Here is a 16,746-nt window from a genome sequence, read left to right on the forward strand (position 1 = left end):
ATACAGGGGTCCATTCATACGATTGCGTCGTATGAATGGACCATTCAAGCGATAGAAACTACTGCTGCGCAGCCGCCAAAGCGTCGTTGAACGTCTTGCTCGGCCGCATGACGGCAGCGGTGGCTTCGGGATCCGGGTAGTAGTAACCACCGATCTCGACGGCCTTGCCCTGCGCGTCGTTCAATTCCTTGACGATCGTTTCTTCGTTGTCGGCCAACGTCTTTGCCAACCCGGCGAAGTGCTTCGCCAATTCCGGATCCTCGGTCTGCTCGGCGAGCTCCTGCGCCCAGTACAGCGCGAGATAGAACTGGCTGCCGCGGTTGTCGAGTTCGCCGGTCTTCCGCGACGGTCCCTTGCTGTTCTCGAGCAACTTACCCGTCGCCGCATCGAGAGCCTTGCCCAAGACGGTCGCCTTACCACCGGTCTTGCTACCGAGATCCTCCAGGCTGACGGCCAGAGCAAGGAACTCACCAAGCGAATCCCACCGCAGGTGGTTCTCCTCGATGAGCTGCTTGACGTGCTTCGGCGCCGAGCCGCCTGCACCGGTTTCGTACAGTCCGCCACCTGCCATCAGCGGAACGATGGAGAGCATCTTTGCGCTGGTGCCCAATTCGAGGATCGGGAACAGGTCGGTGAGGTAGTCACGCAGAATGTTGCCCGTCGCGGAGATGGTGTCGAGCCCGCGGACCAGACGCTCCATCGTGTAGCGGATCGCGCGAACCTGGGACATGATCTGGATGTCCAGACCTTCGGTGTCATGGTCCTTCAGGTACGTGCGCACCTTGGCGATCAGTTCGTTCTCGTGCGGGCGGTACGGATCGAGCCAGAAGACCACCGGCATTCCCGACTCGCGGGCGCGTCGCACGGCCAGCGCAACCCAGTCCTGGATCGGGGCGTCCTTGACGATGCACAGGCGCCAGATGTCGCCCTCTTCCACGGTCTGGGTCAGCAGTACCTCACCGGTGGCGATATCGGTGATGTTGGCGATGCCGGCCTTCGGTGTCTCGAAAGTCTTGTCGTGCGAGCCGTATTCCTCGGCCTGCTGCGCCATCAGTCCGACGTTGGGGACGGTGCCCATCGTCGTCGGATCGAACGCGCCGTTCGTCTTACAGAAGTTCACCATCTCCTGGTAGATACGCGCGAACGTGGACTCGGGGTTGACGGCCTTGGTGTCCTTGGGACGACCATCGGCACCCCACATCTTGCCACCGGCCCGGATCATCGCGGGCATGGATGCATCGACGATGACGTCACTGGGAGAGTGGAAATTCGAGATTCCGCGTGCCGAATCCACCATGGCCAGTTCCGGCCGATGCTCATGGCACTTGTGCAGATCCTCGATGATCTCGTCACGCGTGGAGGCGGGAAGCGTCTCGATCTTGCTGTACAGATCGGACAGGCCGTTGTTGACGTTGACACCGAGCTCTTCGAACAGGTCGCCATGCTTGGCGAATGCGTCTTTGTAGAAGACACGGACAGCGTGCCCGAACACGATGGGGTGCGAGACCCTCATCATGGTGGCCTTCACATGCAGCGAAAGCATGACGCCGGTTTCGTAGGCGTCCTGCATCTGCTCTTCGTAGAAGTCGAGCAATGCCTTCTTGCTCATGAACATCGAGTCGATGACGTCGCCGTCTTTGAGCGACACCTTCGGCTTGAGGACGATCGACTCGCCGTCGGCGGTCAGCAGTTCCATCTTCACTTCGCGATCGCCGTCGACGACCGTGGACTTTTCGCCATGGTAGAAATCGCCGCTGCGCATGTGCGCTACGTGGGTGCGCGAGGCCATGGACCATTCGGTCATGCTGTGCGGGTGCTTGCGGGCGTATTCCTTCACGGCCTTCGGCGCGCGGCGATCGGAGTTACCTTCGCGGAGAACGGGGTTGACCGCACTGCCGAGGCACTTCGTGTAGCGGTCACGAATGATCTTCTCTTCGTCGGTCTTCGGATTTCCCGGAAAGTCCGGGATCGCGAAACCCTTGTCCTGAAGCTCTTTCACGGCCGCGATAAGCTGCGGCACCGAGGCGCTGATATTCGGCAGCTTGATGATGTTGGTGTCGGGCAGTTGCGTCAGGCGACCCAGTTCGGCCAGGTTGTCCGGCACCTTCTGATCCTCGGAGAGGTAATCGGGGAACTCGGCAAGGATGCGGTTTGCCACGGAGATATCGCTCGATGCAACGTCGATGTCGGCCGCACTGGCAAACGCACGCACGACCGGCAGAAACGCATGCGTCGCAAGCATCGGCGCCTCGTCGGTCAGGGTGTATATGATGGTCGGCTGTTTCGCAGTCATGTTTCGCCTTTGCCTCAGTTTTCAACGTCGTCTTTTGGATACGTCCCCCCAACTTTAAGCTTTCGATCCGGCGCCGTGCGGAGCAGTAGCGGGATACGACTCCTACTGACCGGTAGCATCACGCCGCCACAGCCGAAATGCCGACACCGCCGATCAGGTGCAGCAATGGGGGTCGAGCACCACACGCAGCGCATCGAGCGCCTCGGTACGCGCGGAGTAATAGACATTCATGCCCCGACGGACAGCAACGACCATGCCCGCCTTCTTGAGCTGGCCGAGATGATGGCTGACCGTGGACTCGGCCAGCCCTATCGTTGCCGCGAGATCGCACGTGCAGATCTCCCCGGCAGCGTCGGTCAGTAGAACCGAGAGCAGCTTCAGGCGCGCAGGATCCGCGAGCGCCTTCAAACGCACTGCCAATTCGAGTGCTTCGTCGTCGGCCATCGGCTGTGCAGAGACTGGCGCACAGCAGAGTGGGGCTGTGGCATCGATCAGCGGCAGCGTCTTTGGCATGCACCCAGGGTACTACCTTCTTGACTTATGTCGAATACGCGCGCATTGTGACCGAGCAAGTAATTCGACATACGTCACACAGGTGGAGGTACTCCCAATGTCACGCGCCCAACTCGCCCTCAACGTCGACGACATCGATAAGGCGGTCACGTTCTACACCAAACTTTTCGGAACCGGTCCGGCGAAGGTCAAGCCGGGTTATGCCAACTTCGTCATCGCAGAACCGCCACTCAAACTCGTTCTCATCGAAAACGTCGGACAGGGAGGGACTTTGAACCACCTGGGCATCGAAGTCGAGTCCTCGACTCAGGTTCACGACGAGATTGCCCGGTTGACCGGCGAAGGCTTGTTCACCGACGAGGAGATCGGCACCACGTGCTGTTTCGCGACACAGGACAAAGTGTGGGTCAGCGGACCTTCCGGTGAACGCTGGGAGGTCTATACCGTCCTCGCCGACTCGGACACTTTCGGAACCAGCCCGCCTTTGCCTGACGAACCGATCAAGGGCGAGCCCACGTGTTGCGGCGGAGATTCATCTTCGGGTGCGACGGCATCGACACCCGCCTGCTGTTGATCGCAAACCGATCTCGATCCAGGACAATTCAGCCTTTTCTGAATACAGATTTGGATGTACCGTGGCGGCGTGGACCTACTGACCCATATTTCGGTGCTGTCCCGCTTCGGGCACGCCCTCTCCGACGAGACGCGCACGCAAGTGTTGCTCGCACTCAAGACCGAGCCGCGATATCCGGCCGAACTCGCCGATTCACTGAGCGTGACCCGCCAAAAACTGTCCAACCACCTCGCCTGCCTTCGTGGATGCGGACTGGTGGTGGCAATTCCCGACGGCCGAAGGACTCGATACGAGTTAGCAGACGCCAACATCGGTCGTGCCCTTGACGACTTGCTCACCGTCGTACTCGCCGTTGATCCGACGTGTTGTCCCAACTCCGACGTCGACGGATGCTGCTGATGTCCGCAGAACTGGGAATGCCTTTTCCCACAGCTTCTCCGACGGCCCAGCGCCGCGCAGTGCTGGGCCGTCGCATCCGATATTTCGTCGCTGCCACGATCACCTACAACGTGATCGAAGCTGCGATCGCCCTCGTCGAGGGCGCACGAGTGTCCTCCACCGCGTTGATCGGCTTCGGCTTGGACTCGATCATCGAGGTCTCCTCCGCCGCAGCGGTGGCATGGCAATTCTCGGCCACGAACCCGGAGTCCAGGGAGAAGACCGCGCTCCGCATCATCGCCTTCTCGTTCTTCGCACTCGCCGCCTATGTGGCGGTGGACGCGTTGCGCGCACTGTTCGGATCGGAGGAGGCGACACACTCGACGGTCGGTATCACTCTGACCGCTGTGAGTGTGGCCGTCATGCCCGTTCTGTCCTGGGCACAGCGTCGGGCCGGCCGTGAGTTGGGATCGGCAACTGCAGTCGCCGATTCCAAACAGACTCTCCTGTGCACCTATCTCTCGGCCGTCGTGCTCGTCGGTCTGCTCCTCAACAGTTTCTTCGGGTGGTCTTGGGCCGACCCCATTGCTGCCCTCGTCGTCGCAGGTCTCGCCGTCAAGGAAGGCCTCGGCGCGTGGAAGGGCGATACCTGCTGCGCAACACCTATCTCTGGCCAACTCACCACTGACGAGACCGACTGCGACTGCTGCGACTGACTCGGTTCGTGCTGAGATGCTCGAGAGCCGAAATGCCCATGCGTGTCAGGCATTCTGACCAGGACGTGCCGATCGTTACCCGTTCGTGTCGAGACCAATAAATACATGCATTGGTCAGGCATTTCGACGCACCTCACCGCTCGCAGATCTGCAAGAAGCGACCCCAATGACCCGATGTGCAACCTGTGAGCGTGTTAAGTTTCGTCAACCGAAGAACATTCAAAGGGTCGGCAAAAATGCGCGAAATCAGCGGCGCCGCTTCCCGCCGGGGAACTCATCGGCGGTGGTGGCCGCTGTATCCGTGTCGTTGCCGAACGGTGATCGGAAGGCCTCGCCACATGGCACGAACAGTGCGTCACGACATTTCGAACAGAAGGCTCGTCGCAACGCTTGCCGGAGTTTCACTGGCCGCCGCCTCGCTCGTCGGCTGCACGTCGACCAACTCCACCAACAGCGAAGATCGGCTTCAGTCCCTGCAGGACAAGGGAACGATCACAGTCGGATTCGCAGGCGAAGCCCCGTACAGCTTCGAAGAGAACGGTCAGCTGACCGGCGCAACCGTCGCTTTGCACCGCGAGATCTTCGGCAAGCTCGGTATCGACAACGTCGAAGGCGTCAATGCCGACTTCGGCGCACTCATTCCCGGCTTGCAGGCCAACAGATTCGATGTGGTCAGCGCCGGAATGTCGATCCTCCCCCAGCGCTGTGAGCAGGCAGCATTCGGAGACCCCGAGTTCAATTACACGACGGCGTTGATGGTCCCTGCCGGCAACCCGGCCAATCTGACGGACATGCAGTCGGTCAAGGACAGTGGCCTGAAGCTGTCGACGATGACCGGTGCAGTCGAGTCCGATTACGCGGCGGCTCTCGATATCCCATCCACTCAGGTCGCCACCCCGCAGGACGGGATGGATGCGGTGACTTCCGGCCGTGCAGATGTCTTCGCACTCACCGCGATCTCACTGAACTGGATGAAGACGAACAATCCAGACGCTCCAGTCGACGTCACCGAGTCCTTCGTTGCCGTCATCGATGGCAAGCCTCAGGTCGGCGCGGGCGCAACCGTGTTCCGCACCGATGACACCGAGCTGCTCGCCGCTTACAACGAAGAACTTGCCAAGATCACCTCCGACCCCGACAAGTACCTCTCCATCGTCGGCGATTACGGATTCACGGCGGAAGAATTGCCCGACCCGTCGCTGACCACCGCGCAACTCTGCGAGGCGGACTCCTGATCGCAGGCCGAGTAATTCGATCGTGAAAGACAACATCGAGACCTTCCTGGATTCGTGGCCACGAATCCAGGAAGGCATAACCACCACCGTTCTCCTGACGCTCGGCGGGGCGGCATTGGCCTTCGTTCTTGCCTTGATTCTCGGACTTGCCGCAGGCAGTCGACTCAAGTCGGTTCGAGCTCCCTCCCGTGTGATCGTCGAATTCTTCCGCGGCACATCGCTTCTGGTCCAGTTGTTCTGGCTCTTCTACGTATTGCCACTGTTCGGTTACCAGCTGGACGCGACATTCTGTGCGATCCTCGCACTCGGACTCAACTACGGCGCCTACGGTGCGGAAGTCGTCCGAGGTTCGATCGCAGCCGTTCCAGCACCGCAATGGGAAGCCGCGCTCGCCCTCAACTTCTCCTCGGCCCAACGGCTTCGCAGAGTTGTCTTCCCGCAAGCGTGGGTACAGATGCTCCCGCCGCTGACCAACCTTCTGATTCAACTGCTCAAAGGCAGTGCTCTCGCGAGTTTCGTTCTCCTCCAAGATCTCACGTACCAGATCGAACAACTCAGACGAGGCACCGGCGACACCCTTTTCGCGTTCGGAATCGGGCTCGTTCTGTACTTCATCATCGCCTACATCCTGACCTTGCTGATGAACGTTCTCGAAGTACGCGCAAAGGGAAAGCTCGGCACCGGACCTTCGCTGCGTGAAGTGCTGAGCCTGAGGCCGGAGAACATCAACGAGAATGTGGGGGTGGGTCGATGAGCGTGGAATGGAGTTGGGAACGAGCATGGGACTCGCTCCCCTACCTGCTCGAAGGATTCAAAATCACGGTCCTCGCTACCGTGATCGGTTTTTTCGTAGCGGCAGTCCTCGGGCTGGTGATTGCTGTCGTCCGCCACGCGGCTCCCAAGTTCGTGACGGTGCCGCTACGCATGATGTCGGAATTCATCAGGCTCACGCCTCTGGTGGTGCAACTGCTGTTCGTCTACTATCTGCTGCCGCAGTTCTCTGCACTGCAGATCGGTATCGCCGTGCTGGGCATCCACTATTCGACCTACATGGCCGAGGTCTACCGAGCCGGCATCGATGCAGTGCCACCGGGCCAATGGGAAGCAGCGCGTGCATTGTCGCTGCCGACCACTCGCACGTGGCGCGGCGTGGTACTTCCCCAAGCAATTCGCATCACCATCCCTGCCCTGGGCAATTACGCAATCTCGATGTTCAAGGACACGCCGTTCTTGTTCGCGATCACCGTCGTCGAAATGGTCACAGCGGCTCAGCAATACGGAGCGCGAACCTTCCAGTATTTAGAGCCGATCACGATGGCCGGTGTCATCTTCCTGATCGCGAGCTACCCGACGTCGATCCTCATCAGAAGACTGGAGAAGAGACTTGCCTACTGACGGCACGCAGACCATGATCTCGTTCGACAAGGTCGTCAAACAATTCGGCAGTCACGTCGTGTTGGACCATTTGGACTTTCGCGTTGCACGTGGCGAGCGCGTCGCCCTGATCGGTCCCAGCGGATCCGGAAAGACCACGATCCTCCGCCTTCTCATGACGATCGAGAAAGTCAACGAGGGCGTCATCTGGATCGAGGACCAGCCGCTGAGTCACCAGTACAAACGTGACAAGCTCGTCGTCGCCTCCGAAAAACACCTCCGATCCGTGCGCACCAAGATCGGCATGGTGTTCCAACAATTCAATCTTTTCCCCAACATGACGGTGCTGGAGAACATCACCGAAGCGCCGATTCACGTTCTCGGCAAAAGCAAAGCCGACGCGATCGCCCGGGCCCGCGAACTTCTCGAAACAGTGGGCCTCGCGGACAAGGAAAACAGTCATCCCACCAAGCTGTCCGGTGGTCAGCAACAGCGCGTCGCCATCGCCCGCGCACTAGCGATGGATCCTGACATTCTGCTCCTCGACGAGGTGACCTCGGCACTCGATCCCGAGCTGGTCGCCGACGTACTCGATGTGCTGCGCACCATCGCCGAAACAACGGACATCACGATGCTCATCGTGACCCACGAGATGGGCTTTGCACGTGACGTCGCGGATCGGGTGCTCGTCTTCGACAACGGAAGGATCCTCGAAGAAGGCACCCCCGAGGACATCTTTACGAACCCGAAGCAGGAGCGAACAAAGGCATTTCTCAAGGCAGTGCTTTCCAACTGACCCAGCAGGGCTCTCGAACTGACCCAGCAGGGCTCTCGAGGTGCTCGCGCACGTCGGGGAATCATCAACGCCAAGTAAACAACCGACCAAAGCGCCATGGTGATTCCACCGACACGCCTACCCTCGATACATGAATTCCTCCGCGGAAGTTCCTGCCGGTTACAACACTCCCGTCCCCGACCAGATCATGACACCCGACAGCGTCGAGACGCGGCTAGGGACTCTCGAGTTCGCCGACGGCTTCCCCAGTGACGAGACTGCGGCAAAGGTATTCGATCATCTCGACTTTTCCCGTGCGGTGGAGGTGTTCCTGCAGTGCATTCCGGCGGCCTCGATGGAGGGTCTCCGCCGGGGTTTGAACGAAGTGGGTTGCGTTGCGGCTAACAAGGTCGCGCTCGCCGACCAGTTGTTGGATTCGAACCCGCTGTTCCTGACCGGCAACACCGACACCGTCTACGCGTTGGCGATGCTCGATCTCGATCGCGACGGCCCAACCGTCGTCGAGATTCCGCCAGGTTGCGGGCCGGGCACCGTCAACGACGCCTGGTTCCGGTTCGTGACGGACATGGGCGCGCCCGGTCCCGACCGCGGGGCCGGCGGCAACTATCTGCTGGTGCCTACCGGGTACGCCGGTGAAATTCCGGACGGTTACCACGTAGCCGAGTCGCCGAGCAGCGTCAACTTGCTTGCGCTACGCGGCTTTCTGGTCGACGGCAAGACCGACGCGGCGAGAGCGATGTTCGAGAACGGGGTCAAGATCTATCCATTGTCGGCCGTCGACGATCAGCCGAAAATGGAGTTCATCTCGATATCCGGCAAGTCGTTCAACACGATCCACGCCAACGATAGCGACTTCTACGAAGAGCTCGCAGCCGTGATCACGCGCGAGCCGATCGAGATGATCGATCCCGAAACGCGGGGCCTGCTCGCTTCGATCGGCATCCACAAGGATCTGCCATTCGATCCCGACGAGCGGATGCGCGGCCTCCTCGTCGACGCCGCTGCGGTCGGCAACGCCACTTCTCGCGCGATCTGCTTCAAGACGAGGGATCCTCGCGCGTACTACTACTCGGACCGGAAGTGGAAGACCGGCTTCGTGGGCGGCGACTATCGGTGGCTCGACGGCGATGGCCGAGGGGGACGCAACTTCGACGCGCGGACGCTCTTTTTCTACCAGGCAACGCTGAATACGCCAGCGATGGCGCTGGAGATGGTCGGTGTCGGTTCCCAGTACGCGGTCTCCGAGCACGACGCCTCGGGCGAATACCTGAGCGGGAGCAACACTTACCGGCTCACGCTTCCGGCGGGCATTCCAGCCAAAGATTTCTGGTCGCTGGTCGTCTACGACCCCCAGACCCGCTCGGAGCTGCAGACGGGCCAGCCGTTTCCAAGCCGGAGCAGTGAGAGGAACAAGGACGAGCTCACTTACAACAGCGACGGTTCGATCGATCTGACCTTCGGTTCCGAGCCACCGAGTGAGGGCCGGGGCAACTGGATCGAGACGGTGCCCGGCAAAAGCTGGTACGCCATCCTTCGTTTGTACGGTCCACTCGAGCCGTGGTTCGACAATACCTGGGTCCCACACGATATCGAGCGCATTTGATCTGTGCCGGACTCGCTGCCGGACAGGTAGGTTCGAGCACCATGAGCAGCCACACCGATACCTCGCTGTCCACGATTGCCCGCGCCGCGTACACGACGCTCGAGCCGTACCACCTCACCTCGTACTTCAATCCACAGCTGAAGTCGGCCGGTGAGGACACCGGCCTCGACGGCCACGCCTGGTATGTCGGTGCTCGGGCGGCACCTCTGGGTGAGACCCCGGCAAGCGTCGTAGCGGCAGCCTTCTACAACTTCAATCCCACGCTGATCGAACGGGTGTGGCCGCTCGCGGTTGCAGCGGGTTTGGAGACGGTGTCGGATCGACGGTGGTCGATGCTCGACTCGGTTCTCGGCGACGCCCTCGGTTCACTGGCCACCGATGCCGAACTCTTCGAGCTGGCGAAGCGACTACACGATGTCGGTGACACCGCAGTCTTCGCCGGACGCACTCTCTCGGCAGCATGGCACTCGGCTGTAGCCCCGGATGTTCCACACCTCGAGCTCTGGCACGCCATCGCTGTCATCCGCGAGTGGCGGGGCGACGGGCACCTCGCAGCGCTCGTCGACGCCGAGTTGGATCCGGCCGAAGCCGTGGTCTTCCATGAAGCCGTCCACCCCGACCCGAATGCTCGCAAAGTACTCGGGAAGCGCATCACTCAGCTCACCCGGCAATGGTCGGACGACGATTGGTCCGCGGCCGCCGACCGCCTCGCGTCCCGAGGCCTGATCACGCGAGCAGAGAAGAACGAGGCGCTCACCGATAACGGGGTTGCACTCGATGCTCACATCGAAGCCCGCACCGACGTCATGGCCTCGGCTATCTGGCGCAACGTTCCCGATGCCGAGGAGCTGATCTCCAGAGTGCGGCCCTACGTCAAAGCAGTGATCGTCGCCGGGATTCTGCCGGGAACGAAGAAACGCGAAAAGTAGCGCAGATCGATCATCGGCCGAGTCGATCGTCGACGAGGTCTTTCGCGTCCTTCAGGCCGAGACCGGGATGGTGCTCGCGGAGTAGTTTGATGGCCGGGATCCGACTGTCCGTCGCGCTGATGGCAGCGAGGACATCATCCGCGGGCACCATCGACGGGTCGACGGACTCGACCGCTTCCGAGGTCGAGGTCGGCCGGAGCCAGTCGAGAAGCATGACCGCTGCGAAAACGGCGAACGCGACTGCATACCAGTTGCCGTTCGTCAGCCCGTCGAAGGCCAAGAACGCTGCACAGAGCGCGACGACGGCCACGACGATGCGCCTGAGGATCTTGCGCGGAGGGCTGGACACCGGTCGACCTTAGCAAGCGGTCAGGCGGGGTCGGGCGGGCGAGAAATGCCTTCGGGAATTGAATCACTCCTACGCATGTTAGTTGAGTCGAAGACGCTCACCCTTTGTAGGAGGAACTCAATGCCGGCTTACCTGGGACCAGAAGGTCCTCGTCGCATCGATATCAGCCGTCTGATGAGCAGGTCCACCCAGTCCCTCATCGGCGACGCAGCCACGTTCGCAGCAGGTCGCGGCGACGCTGAGCTGGATGCGCTCCACGTTCTGCACGTCATGGCGCAGAACGACCCCATCCGCAACCTGATGCAGCGCGCAGGTGCCCAGCCCGACGCCGTCGTCGACGCCGTCGAACTCCGCCTACCGCAGTCGCGCGCTCAAACACCTGCCAACGCCACCGGATTGAGCAGCACCCTCAAGACCGCCATCCTCGAGGCCCATCACATCGCCCAGACACTGGGCTCGACGTACATCGACCCCGAGCATCTCTTCGTGTCCTTCGCAGCCGACCTCGAGCAGATCGCCGGACGACTACTCGCCTCGGAGGGCATCACACCCGAAGGGCTGCAAACTGCGCTCAAGGGTGGCTCGGTGGCTTCCGAATCGAACTCCGACACCCCGACACTCGACAAGTACGGCGTCGACCTCACCCAACGCGCTCGCGACGGCGGGATCGACCCGGTCATCGGACGCACCGACGAGATTCAACAAACCATCGAGATCCTCTCGCGCCGCACCAAGAACAATCCTGTTCTCGTCGGCGAAGCAGGAGTCGGCAAGACTGCCGTCGTCGAAGGGCTTGCACAACGCATCGTCGACGGTGACGTCCCGGATCGCCTGAACGGCAAGCGGATCGTGCAACTCGACCTGTCGTCCATGGTGGCGGGCACTCGGTACCGCGGTGACTTCGAGGAACGCCTCACCAAGGTGATAGACGAAATCGTCGCGCACAAAGACGAACTCATCGTCTTCATCGACGAGGTCCACACGATCGCCGGGGCAGGCGGTGGCGCCGAAGGTGCCATGGATGCCGGAAACATCCTCAAGCCCAAGCTCGCTCGCGGTGAGCTGCACATCGTCGGTGCAACCACACTCGACGAATACCGCACCCACATCGAGAAGGATCCGGCTCTGGAACGCCGATTCCAACCCGTCACGGTTCCCGAACCGAGCGTCGAGGACGCTGTTGCGATTCTGACCGGTCTGCGGACCCGCTACGAAGAACACCACGGCGTCCGCTACACCGACGATGCGATCACTGCTGCCGTCGAATTGTCCGATCGCTTCATCGGCGACCGGTTCCTGCCCGACAAGGCGATCGATCTGATCGACCAAGCCGGTGCGCGTATGCAGTTGAGCACTCCAAGCATCGACAAAGAAGCGATCGAAAAGCAGCTCGCCGCTTTGGAAGTCGACAAGAGTAAGGCGATCTCCGAAGAGGACTATGAACGCGCGTCGCACATCCGCGACGAAGCCGTGAAACTCCAGGGGCGTCTGAACGGCACCAAATCCGACGAAGACGTGCCCGAGGTGACGGCGACCGATATCGCGTTCGTGGTCTCCCGTGCGACGGGTATCCCCGCGAGCCAGATGACGCAGGCAGAAAAGGACCGGCTGCGGTTGCTCGAATCGGAATTGCACGAGCGCGTCGTCGGACAAGATGAGGCGGTCAAGGCGATCTCACGTGCGGTACGCCGCAGCCGAACCGGCATGAGCGACCCGAACCGACCCGTCGGCAGCTTCTTGTTCCTCGGTCCGACCGGAGTCGGAAAGACCGAGCTTGCAAAGGCATTGGCCGCATCATTGTTCGGTGACGAGAAGAAGATGGTGAGGCTGGACATGAGCGAGTTCGGCGAACGCCACACCGTGAGCCGACTCGTCGGGGCCCCTCCCGGATACGTCGGTTACGGCGAGGCGGGGCAGCTCACCGAGCAGGTCCGGCGCAATCCGTATTCGGTGATTCTTCTCGACGAGATCGAGAAGGCACACCCGGACGTTTTCGACACGTTGCTACAGGTGCTCGACGATGGCCGTCTGACCGATGGCCAGGGCCGCACGGTCAACTTCCGAAACACTGTGGTGATCATGACCAGCAACTTGGGGTCGGAATTCATCTCGAGCAAGTCGGGCGGACTGGGCTTCACCACCGGCGCTCAGGACGAGAAGCCGATTCGCGATCGGGTGATGGGACGGCTACGGGAAGCAATGCGGCCCGAGTTCCTCAACCGGATCGACGAAATCGTCGTCTTCCGCAAGCTCGACACCGAGCAGCTGCATACGATCACCGATCTGATGCTGCAGGACAGTCGAGAGCGTCTGTCGACCAGGGGTATCGAGATCAAGTTCAGCGATGCGGCCGTCGACTGGCTCGCCTCGAACGGGCATCAACCCGAGTTCGGTGCGCGTCCGTTGCGTCGGTCGATCCAACGCTCGCTGGACGACCGTATCGCCGATCTGCTGCTCGACGACGTTCTCACCGAGGGTGGCTCGGTGTCGGTCGACGTCGCAGATGACGAATTGGCCCTGACCGTAGGCTGATCGACTCTCCCGCCGGTGTTCGCGTAGTCGGTCTACGCGAACACCGGCGGCTTTTTGCTATTGACATATGTAGCTGTTTGTCTCATTGTCGATACATGTCGAGCACATTGTCCTCTGAGGCCTCGTACGTGCCGCCCTCCGGCGAGACCTGGCGCACTCCGTTCGGCATGTACGCGGCATTGCGCGATTGCGATCCCGTGCACCATGTCGTGCCGACAGGATCCCCCGACAACGACTACTGGGTGCTCACCCGACACGCCGATGTGTACGCCGCAGCCCGCGATCACGAGAGCTTCTCCTCCGCCGAAGGTCTGACCACGCAATACGGTGAGCTGGACAAGATCGGCATGCGCGCCAATCCGCCGATGGTGATGCAGGACCCGCCGCAGCACACCGACTTTCGACGTCTCGTCGCCCGCGGGTTCACCCCACGGCAGGTCAACTCCGTCGAGCCTGCCGTCCGCGAGTTCGTCGTCGAACGACTCGAAGGGCTCCGCGCCGCCGGCAGCGGAGACATCGTCACGACGCTGTTCAAACCGTTGCCGAGCATGGTCGTCGCGCACTACCTGGGCGTCCCGGCCGAGGACCGCGACAGATTCGACGGCTGGACCGACTCGATCGTGGCGGCTACGGCAACCGGCGACACCCTCGACGCAGCGGCCGCCGTGGGTGACCTGATGGGTTACTTCGGTAGCTTGATCGAACGCCGTCGAGCAGAGGCCGCGGCTGGACAAGCCGGTGATGACACCATCTCGCACCTGGTCAGCGCGGGGGTCGGCGCGGACGGAGACATCTCCGGACTGCTGTCCATTCTCGGCTTCGCCTTCACCATGGTCACCGGCGGCAACGACACCACGACCGGGATGCTCGGCGGCGCTGTGCAACTGCTGACCCAGCGACTCGACCAGCGTGCGCTGCTGCTCGAGGACCCGTCTCGGATTCCTGACGCCGTCGAGGAACTCCTGCGTCTGACCTCACCGGTGCAGGGCTTGGCCCGCACCACCACACGCGAGGTCACCATCGAGGGCGTCACCATCCCAGCGGGACGCAAGGTTCTGCTGGTCTATGCGTCCGCCAATCGCGACTCGCGTGTCTACGGCCCCGACGCGGAGGAGTTCGACGTGCTGCGTGCTCCACGCCAGATTCTGACCTTCAGCCACGGAGCTCACCACTGTCTCGGGGCGGCCGCCGCACGGATGCAGGCCCGCGTCGCGCTCGAGGAACTGCTGCGGAGATATCCGGACTTCACTGTAGACATCGACGCCGTGGAGTACGCGCCCGGCAACTATGTGCGTCGGCCCACCCACGTGCCGTTCGCGGTCCACTGATGGCAGGACCCGATGCAGCGACCTCACCCTGGCTGCGTGACGAGCGCACCGAGATCGCGGCAGAACGAATCCTGGACGCTGCCGCGGAGCTTTTCGTGGTGCGCGGCGTGGCGACCACCGGCATGGCCGAGATCGCCAAGGCGGCAGGATGTTCGCGGGCAACGCTGTACCGGTACTTCGAGAACCGTCGAGCACTGCACCTGGCGTTCGTACACCGGGAGGCCCGACGGCTCGGCGAGCAGCTGGCGGAGCGGGTCGCCGATATCGACGACCCTCGACGACGCGTCGTCGAGGCAACACTCGGTGCGTTGAGAGAGGTACGCGCGACACCGATCCTGGCCGCCTGGTTCGGACTCGGCGATGCAGCCATCGCCTCTGAAATCGCCAACACCTCGGAGGTTATCGAGGTGCTGGGCGCAGAATTGCTCGCCGACGCCGGAACCATTGACCAGCAAGAGCTTTCCCGGCGCGCCCGGTGGCTGGTTCGGGTGATCGTTTCGCTGCTCACCGTCCCCGGCGCCGACGAGGCCGACGAGCGCGCCATGATCGAACAGTTCGTGGTGCCGGCCTTGCTGGCACCGTTCTGACCGCATCGCATCGCATCGCATCGCATCGCATCGCATCGCATCGAGGGAGCAGAGGGAGCAGAGGGAGCAATCGTGAACCGGCAGTCCCAGCAGGCTCTGTTCCTTTTCGCACTCACCTTCGTCCTGATAGCCACCGTCGGTGGTGGTGTCGCTTCGGCGCAGCCCACTTGGGGTCCCCTCGCCCCTGCCAACCCGTTCCTGGGGCCCGTCGGCACATCGACGATGCATGGCGATGCAGGCTCCTCCGACGCGACACATCTCGCCGGTCCCATCGGATCGCTCACGGTGGATTCGCTCCCGCTGGCTGCCGCTTGCCTGACCCTGTTGGAAGGTTCCGACGGGATGGTTCTCGCACTGTGCACCGCGATTGTCGACCAGCGACCGATCGTGCACCTGATCGACACCACGGTGTTCGGCACCGGTGCAACGGCATCGGTCGCGAATCTCGCACTTCCGAAGGGCAGCCTCCTCGGCGGCGTGTACGCCTACCTGGACAACGCCGACCGACTCGTCGCTGTGGGCGGTGACCGCATGCTCGTCCGAATAGGACACCACCGGACGCCGCTGGGCACCTGGGAGCTGTCGATCGATCAGTCCGTCGACTTGACCGCGGCAATTCCCGACGGGGACAACGTCACCGGGCTCGTGCCCGATTGGGAGGGCAACATCTGGTTCGCCACTGGCGGCGGACGGGTCGGGATCGTGGGCGACGCCGACACCGTACGAACTCTGCAGCTTCCCCCGGGTGAGCACGTAGCAAACAGCATTTCCAGCTCCACCAGCGGGATTGCCGTCGCCACCACCCATGCGCTCTACCAGCTCAGCGCCGACGACGTCGCTCCGGAGATCGATTGGCGTGCTCCCTACGATCGCGGTAGCGCGCGTAAACCCGGCCAGTTGAGCTGGGGCACCGGCTCCACACCGACCTACTTCGGCCCGACCACCGGAGCCGACTACCTGACCATCGTCGACAGTGCCGACGCTCAGGTAGCGCTGCAGGTATATCGCGCTTCGACCGGAGAGCTCGTGTGCTCGCAACCCGTCCTCACCACCGGAGGCCCGGGTAGCGAGAACTCACCGATCGGCGTCGGTAACTCGGTATTCGTGGCGAGCACATATGGATACCCGTACCCCAGGGTGCCCGAGGACGCTGGCCCCGCGATGCCGGCCACGGCACCCTTCACCGGAGGGATGACCCGGGTCGACCTCGACGGCTCCGACTGCCACACAGTGTGGGACAACAAGGTGCGTAGCGCCGCCGTGCCGCGCCTGTCCACAAAGGACGGACGCCTGTTCACCGTGGTCCGACAGGAGCTTCCCCTGTCATCTGCCACGACCTCGGTTTTGGACGGTTTCGCGTACACGGTGATCGATCCGAAGACCGGTTCGGTGCTGGGCACTCAGCAGTTCCCGGGCACGGTAGTGAACGACACGCTTCAGACGGCAGGACTCATCACCTCGAGGGGCGAGTACCTGCAGGGCACTCTCAGTGGACTCATCCGGGTGCGAACCCTGTGAAGCATCGCGACGTGATCAGAA

16 protein-coding genes are annotated in these 16,746 nt (G+C 62.0%); 13 read left to right on the top strand and 3 right to left on the bottom strand.

Annotated elements, in window-relative coordinates; all coding sequences use genetic code 11:
• Positions 1 to 58: 58 nt before the first annotated feature.
• Positions 59 to 2,293 (bottom strand): NADP-dependent isocitrate dehydrogenase, encoded by a 2,235-nt coding sequence (locus tag ABIB36_RS16445; protein WP_354560791.1) that lies wholly within the window; start codon positions 2,291 to 2,293, stop codon positions 59 to 61.
• A 153-nt stretch (positions 2,294 to 2,446) separates the two neighbouring features.
• The gene (locus tag ABIB36_RS16450) at positions 2,447 to 2,806 is read right to left on the bottom strand and encodes an Rv2640c family ArsR-like transcriptional regulator (protein WP_354560789.1); all 360 of its coding nucleotides are present in this window, start codon (positions 2,804 to 2,806) and stop codon (positions 2,447 to 2,449) included.
• A 97-nt stretch (positions 2,807 to 2,903) separates the two neighbouring features.
• Between ABIB36_RS16450 and ABIB36_RS16455 the strand changes: the two genes are divergently transcribed.
• From ABIB36_RS16455 to ABIB36_RS16495, 9 genes are all read left to right on the top strand, one after another.
• The gene (locus ABIB36_RS16455; protein ID WP_354560787.1) at positions 2,904 to 3,380 is read left to right on the top strand and encodes an ArsI/CadI family heavy metal resistance metalloenzyme; all 477 of its coding nucleotides are present in this window, start codon (positions 2,904 to 2,906) and stop codon (positions 3,378 to 3,380) included.
• A gap of 69 nt (positions 3,381 to 3,449) precedes the next feature.
• The gene (locus ABIB36_RS16460; protein WP_502944914.1) at positions 3,450 to 3,779 is read left to right on the top strand and encodes an ArsR/SmtB family transcription factor; all 330 of its coding nucleotides are present in this window, start codon (positions 3,450 to 3,452) and stop codon (positions 3,777 to 3,779) included.
• Positions 3,779 to 4,474, top strand: a complete 696-nt coding sequence (locus tag ABIB36_RS16465; protein ID WP_354560782.1) for a cation diffusion facilitator family transporter — start codon at positions 3,779 to 3,781, stop codon at positions 4,472 to 4,474. Before ABIB36_RS16460 ends, ABIB36_RS16465 begins: the two co-directional genes overlap by 1 nt.
• Positions 4,475 to 4,812: 338 nt before the next feature.
• On the top strand, positions 4,813 to 5,709 hold the full coding sequence (locus ABIB36_RS16470; protein WP_354560780.1) for an ectoine/hydroxyectoine ABC transporter substrate-binding protein EhuB: 897 nt from the start codon (positions 4,813 to 4,815) through the stop codon (positions 5,707 to 5,709).
• Positions 5,710 to 5,731: 22 nt separating this feature from the next.
• The gene (ehuC, locus tag ABIB36_RS16475) at positions 5,732 to 6,463 is read left to right on the top strand and encodes an ectoine/hydroxyectoine ABC transporter permease subunit EhuC (protein WP_354560778.1); all 732 of its coding nucleotides are present in this window, start codon (positions 5,732 to 5,734) and stop codon (positions 6,461 to 6,463) included.
• Positions 6,460 to 7,104 (top strand): ectoine/hydroxyectoine ABC transporter permease subunit EhuD, encoded by a 645-nt coding sequence (ehuD, locus tag ABIB36_RS16480; protein WP_354560775.1) that lies wholly within the window; start codon positions 6,460 to 6,462, stop codon positions 7,102 to 7,104. The genes ehuC and ehuD overlap by 4 nt, the downstream gene beginning before the upstream one ends.
• Positions 7,105 to 7,117: 13 nt before the next feature.
• On the top strand, positions 7,118 to 7,879 hold the full coding sequence (ehuA, locus tag ABIB36_RS16485; RefSeq protein ID WP_354561222.1) for an ectoine/hydroxyectoine ABC transporter ATP-binding protein EhuA: 762 nt from the start codon (positions 7,118 to 7,120) through the stop codon (positions 7,877 to 7,879).
• A gap of 130 nt (positions 7,880 to 8,009) precedes the next feature.
• Positions 8,010 to 9,482: a DUF1254 domain-containing protein gene (locus ABIB36_RS16490; protein WP_354560773.1), complete on the top strand. Its 1,473-nt coding sequence runs from the start codon at positions 8,010 to 8,012 to the stop codon at positions 9,480 to 9,482.
• A gap of 41 nt (positions 9,483 to 9,523) precedes the next feature.
• Positions 9,524 to 10,411 (top strand): SCO6745 family protein, encoded by an 888-nt coding sequence (locus ABIB36_RS16495; protein ID WP_354560771.1) that lies wholly within the window; start codon positions 9,524 to 9,526, stop codon positions 10,409 to 10,411.
• 10 nt (positions 10,412 to 10,421) lie between these two features.
• Here the strand turns inward: ABIB36_RS16495 and ABIB36_RS16500 are convergent, their stop codons facing one another.
• Positions 10,422 to 10,760: a hypothetical protein gene (locus tag ABIB36_RS16500; protein ID WP_354560768.1), complete on the bottom strand. Its 339-nt coding sequence runs from the start codon at positions 10,758 to 10,760 to the stop codon at positions 10,422 to 10,424.
• Between the two features lie 120 nt (positions 10,761 to 10,880).
• On the opposite strand from ABIB36_RS16500, the gene ABIB36_RS16505 reads away from it, so the two are divergent.
• From ABIB36_RS16505 to ABIB36_RS16520, 4 genes are all read left to right on the top strand, one after another.
• A complete protein-coding gene (locus ABIB36_RS16505; RefSeq protein ID WP_354560766.1) occupies positions 10,881 to 13,292 on the top strand; it encodes an ATP-dependent Clp protease ATP-binding subunit in 2,412 nt (803 codons plus the stop codon).
• A 95-nt stretch (positions 13,293 to 13,387) separates the two neighbouring features.
• Positions 13,388 to 14,620: a cytochrome P450 gene (locus tag ABIB36_RS16510; RefSeq protein WP_354560763.1), complete on the top strand. Its 1,233-nt coding sequence runs from the start codon at positions 13,388 to 13,390 to the stop codon at positions 14,618 to 14,620.
• Complete coding sequence (locus ABIB36_RS16515; RefSeq protein WP_354560761.1) at positions 14,620 to 15,207, top strand: TetR/AcrR family transcriptional regulator; 588 nt, start codon at positions 14,620 to 14,622, stop codon at positions 15,205 to 15,207. Before ABIB36_RS16510 ends, ABIB36_RS16515 begins: the two co-directional genes overlap by 1 nt.
• A 72-nt stretch (positions 15,208 to 15,279) precedes the next feature.
• Complete coding sequence (locus ABIB36_RS16520; RefSeq protein ID WP_502944913.1) at positions 15,280 to 16,725, top strand: hypothetical protein; 1,446 nt, start codon at positions 15,280 to 15,282, stop codon at positions 16,723 to 16,725.
• Positions 16,726 to 16,746 lie beyond the last annotated feature (21 nt).

The sequence above is a fragment of the Rhodococcus sp. UYP9 genome, assembly GCF_040547235.1.
GTDB lineage: Bacteria > Actinomycetota > Actinomycetes > Mycobacteriales > Mycobacteriaceae > Rhodococcoides.

What these genes read in the sequence shown, in the direction of transcription:
- ABIB36_RS16470 (WP_354560780.1), top strand. Translation starts at nt 4,813, where the DNA reads ATGGCACGAACAGTGCGTCACGACATTTCGAACAGAAGGCTCGTCGCA.
- ABIB36_RS16465 (WP_354560782.1), top strand. Translation starts at nt 3,779, where the DNA reads ATGTCCGCAGAACTGGGAATGCCTTTTCCCACAGCTTCTCCGACGGCC.
- ehuA (WP_354561222.1), top strand. Translation starts at nt 7,118, where the DNA reads ATGATCTCGTTCGACAAGGTCGTCAAACAATTCGGCAGTCACGTCGTG.
- ABIB36_RS16510 (WP_354560763.1), top strand. Translation starts at nt 13,388, where the DNA reads ATGTCGAGCACATTGTCCTCTGAGGCCTCGTACGTGCCGCCCTCCGGC.
- ABIB36_RS16515 (WP_354560761.1), top strand. Translation starts at nt 14,620, where the DNA reads ATGGCAGGACCCGATGCAGCGACCTCACCCTGGCTGCGTGACGAGCGC.
- ABIB36_RS16495 (WP_354560771.1), top strand. Translation starts at nt 9,524, where the DNA reads ATGAGCAGCCACACCGATACCTCGCTGTCCACGATTGCCCGCGCCGCG.
- ehuD (WP_354560775.1), top strand. Translation starts at nt 6,460, where the DNA reads ATGAGCGTGGAATGGAGTTGGGAACGAGCATGGGACTCGCTCCCCTAC.
- ABIB36_RS16445 (WP_354560791.1), bottom strand. Translation starts at nt 2,293, where the DNA reads ATGACTGCGAAACAGCCGACCATCATATACACCCTGACCGACGAGGCG.
- ABIB36_RS16450 (WP_354560789.1), bottom strand. Translation starts at nt 2,806, where the DNA reads ATGCCAAAGACGCTGCCGCTGATCGATGCCACAGCCCCACTCTGCTGT.
- ABIB36_RS16505 (WP_354560766.1), top strand. Translation starts at nt 10,881, where the DNA reads ATGCCGGCTTACCTGGGACCAGAAGGTCCTCGTCGCATCGATATCAGC.
- ABIB36_RS16455 (WP_354560787.1), top strand. Translation starts at nt 2,904, where the DNA reads ATGTCACGCGCCCAACTCGCCCTCAACGTCGACGACATCGATAAGGCG.
- ABIB36_RS16490 (WP_354560773.1), top strand. Translation starts at nt 8,010, where the DNA reads ATGAATTCCTCCGCGGAAGTTCCTGCCGGTTACAACACTCCCGTCCCC.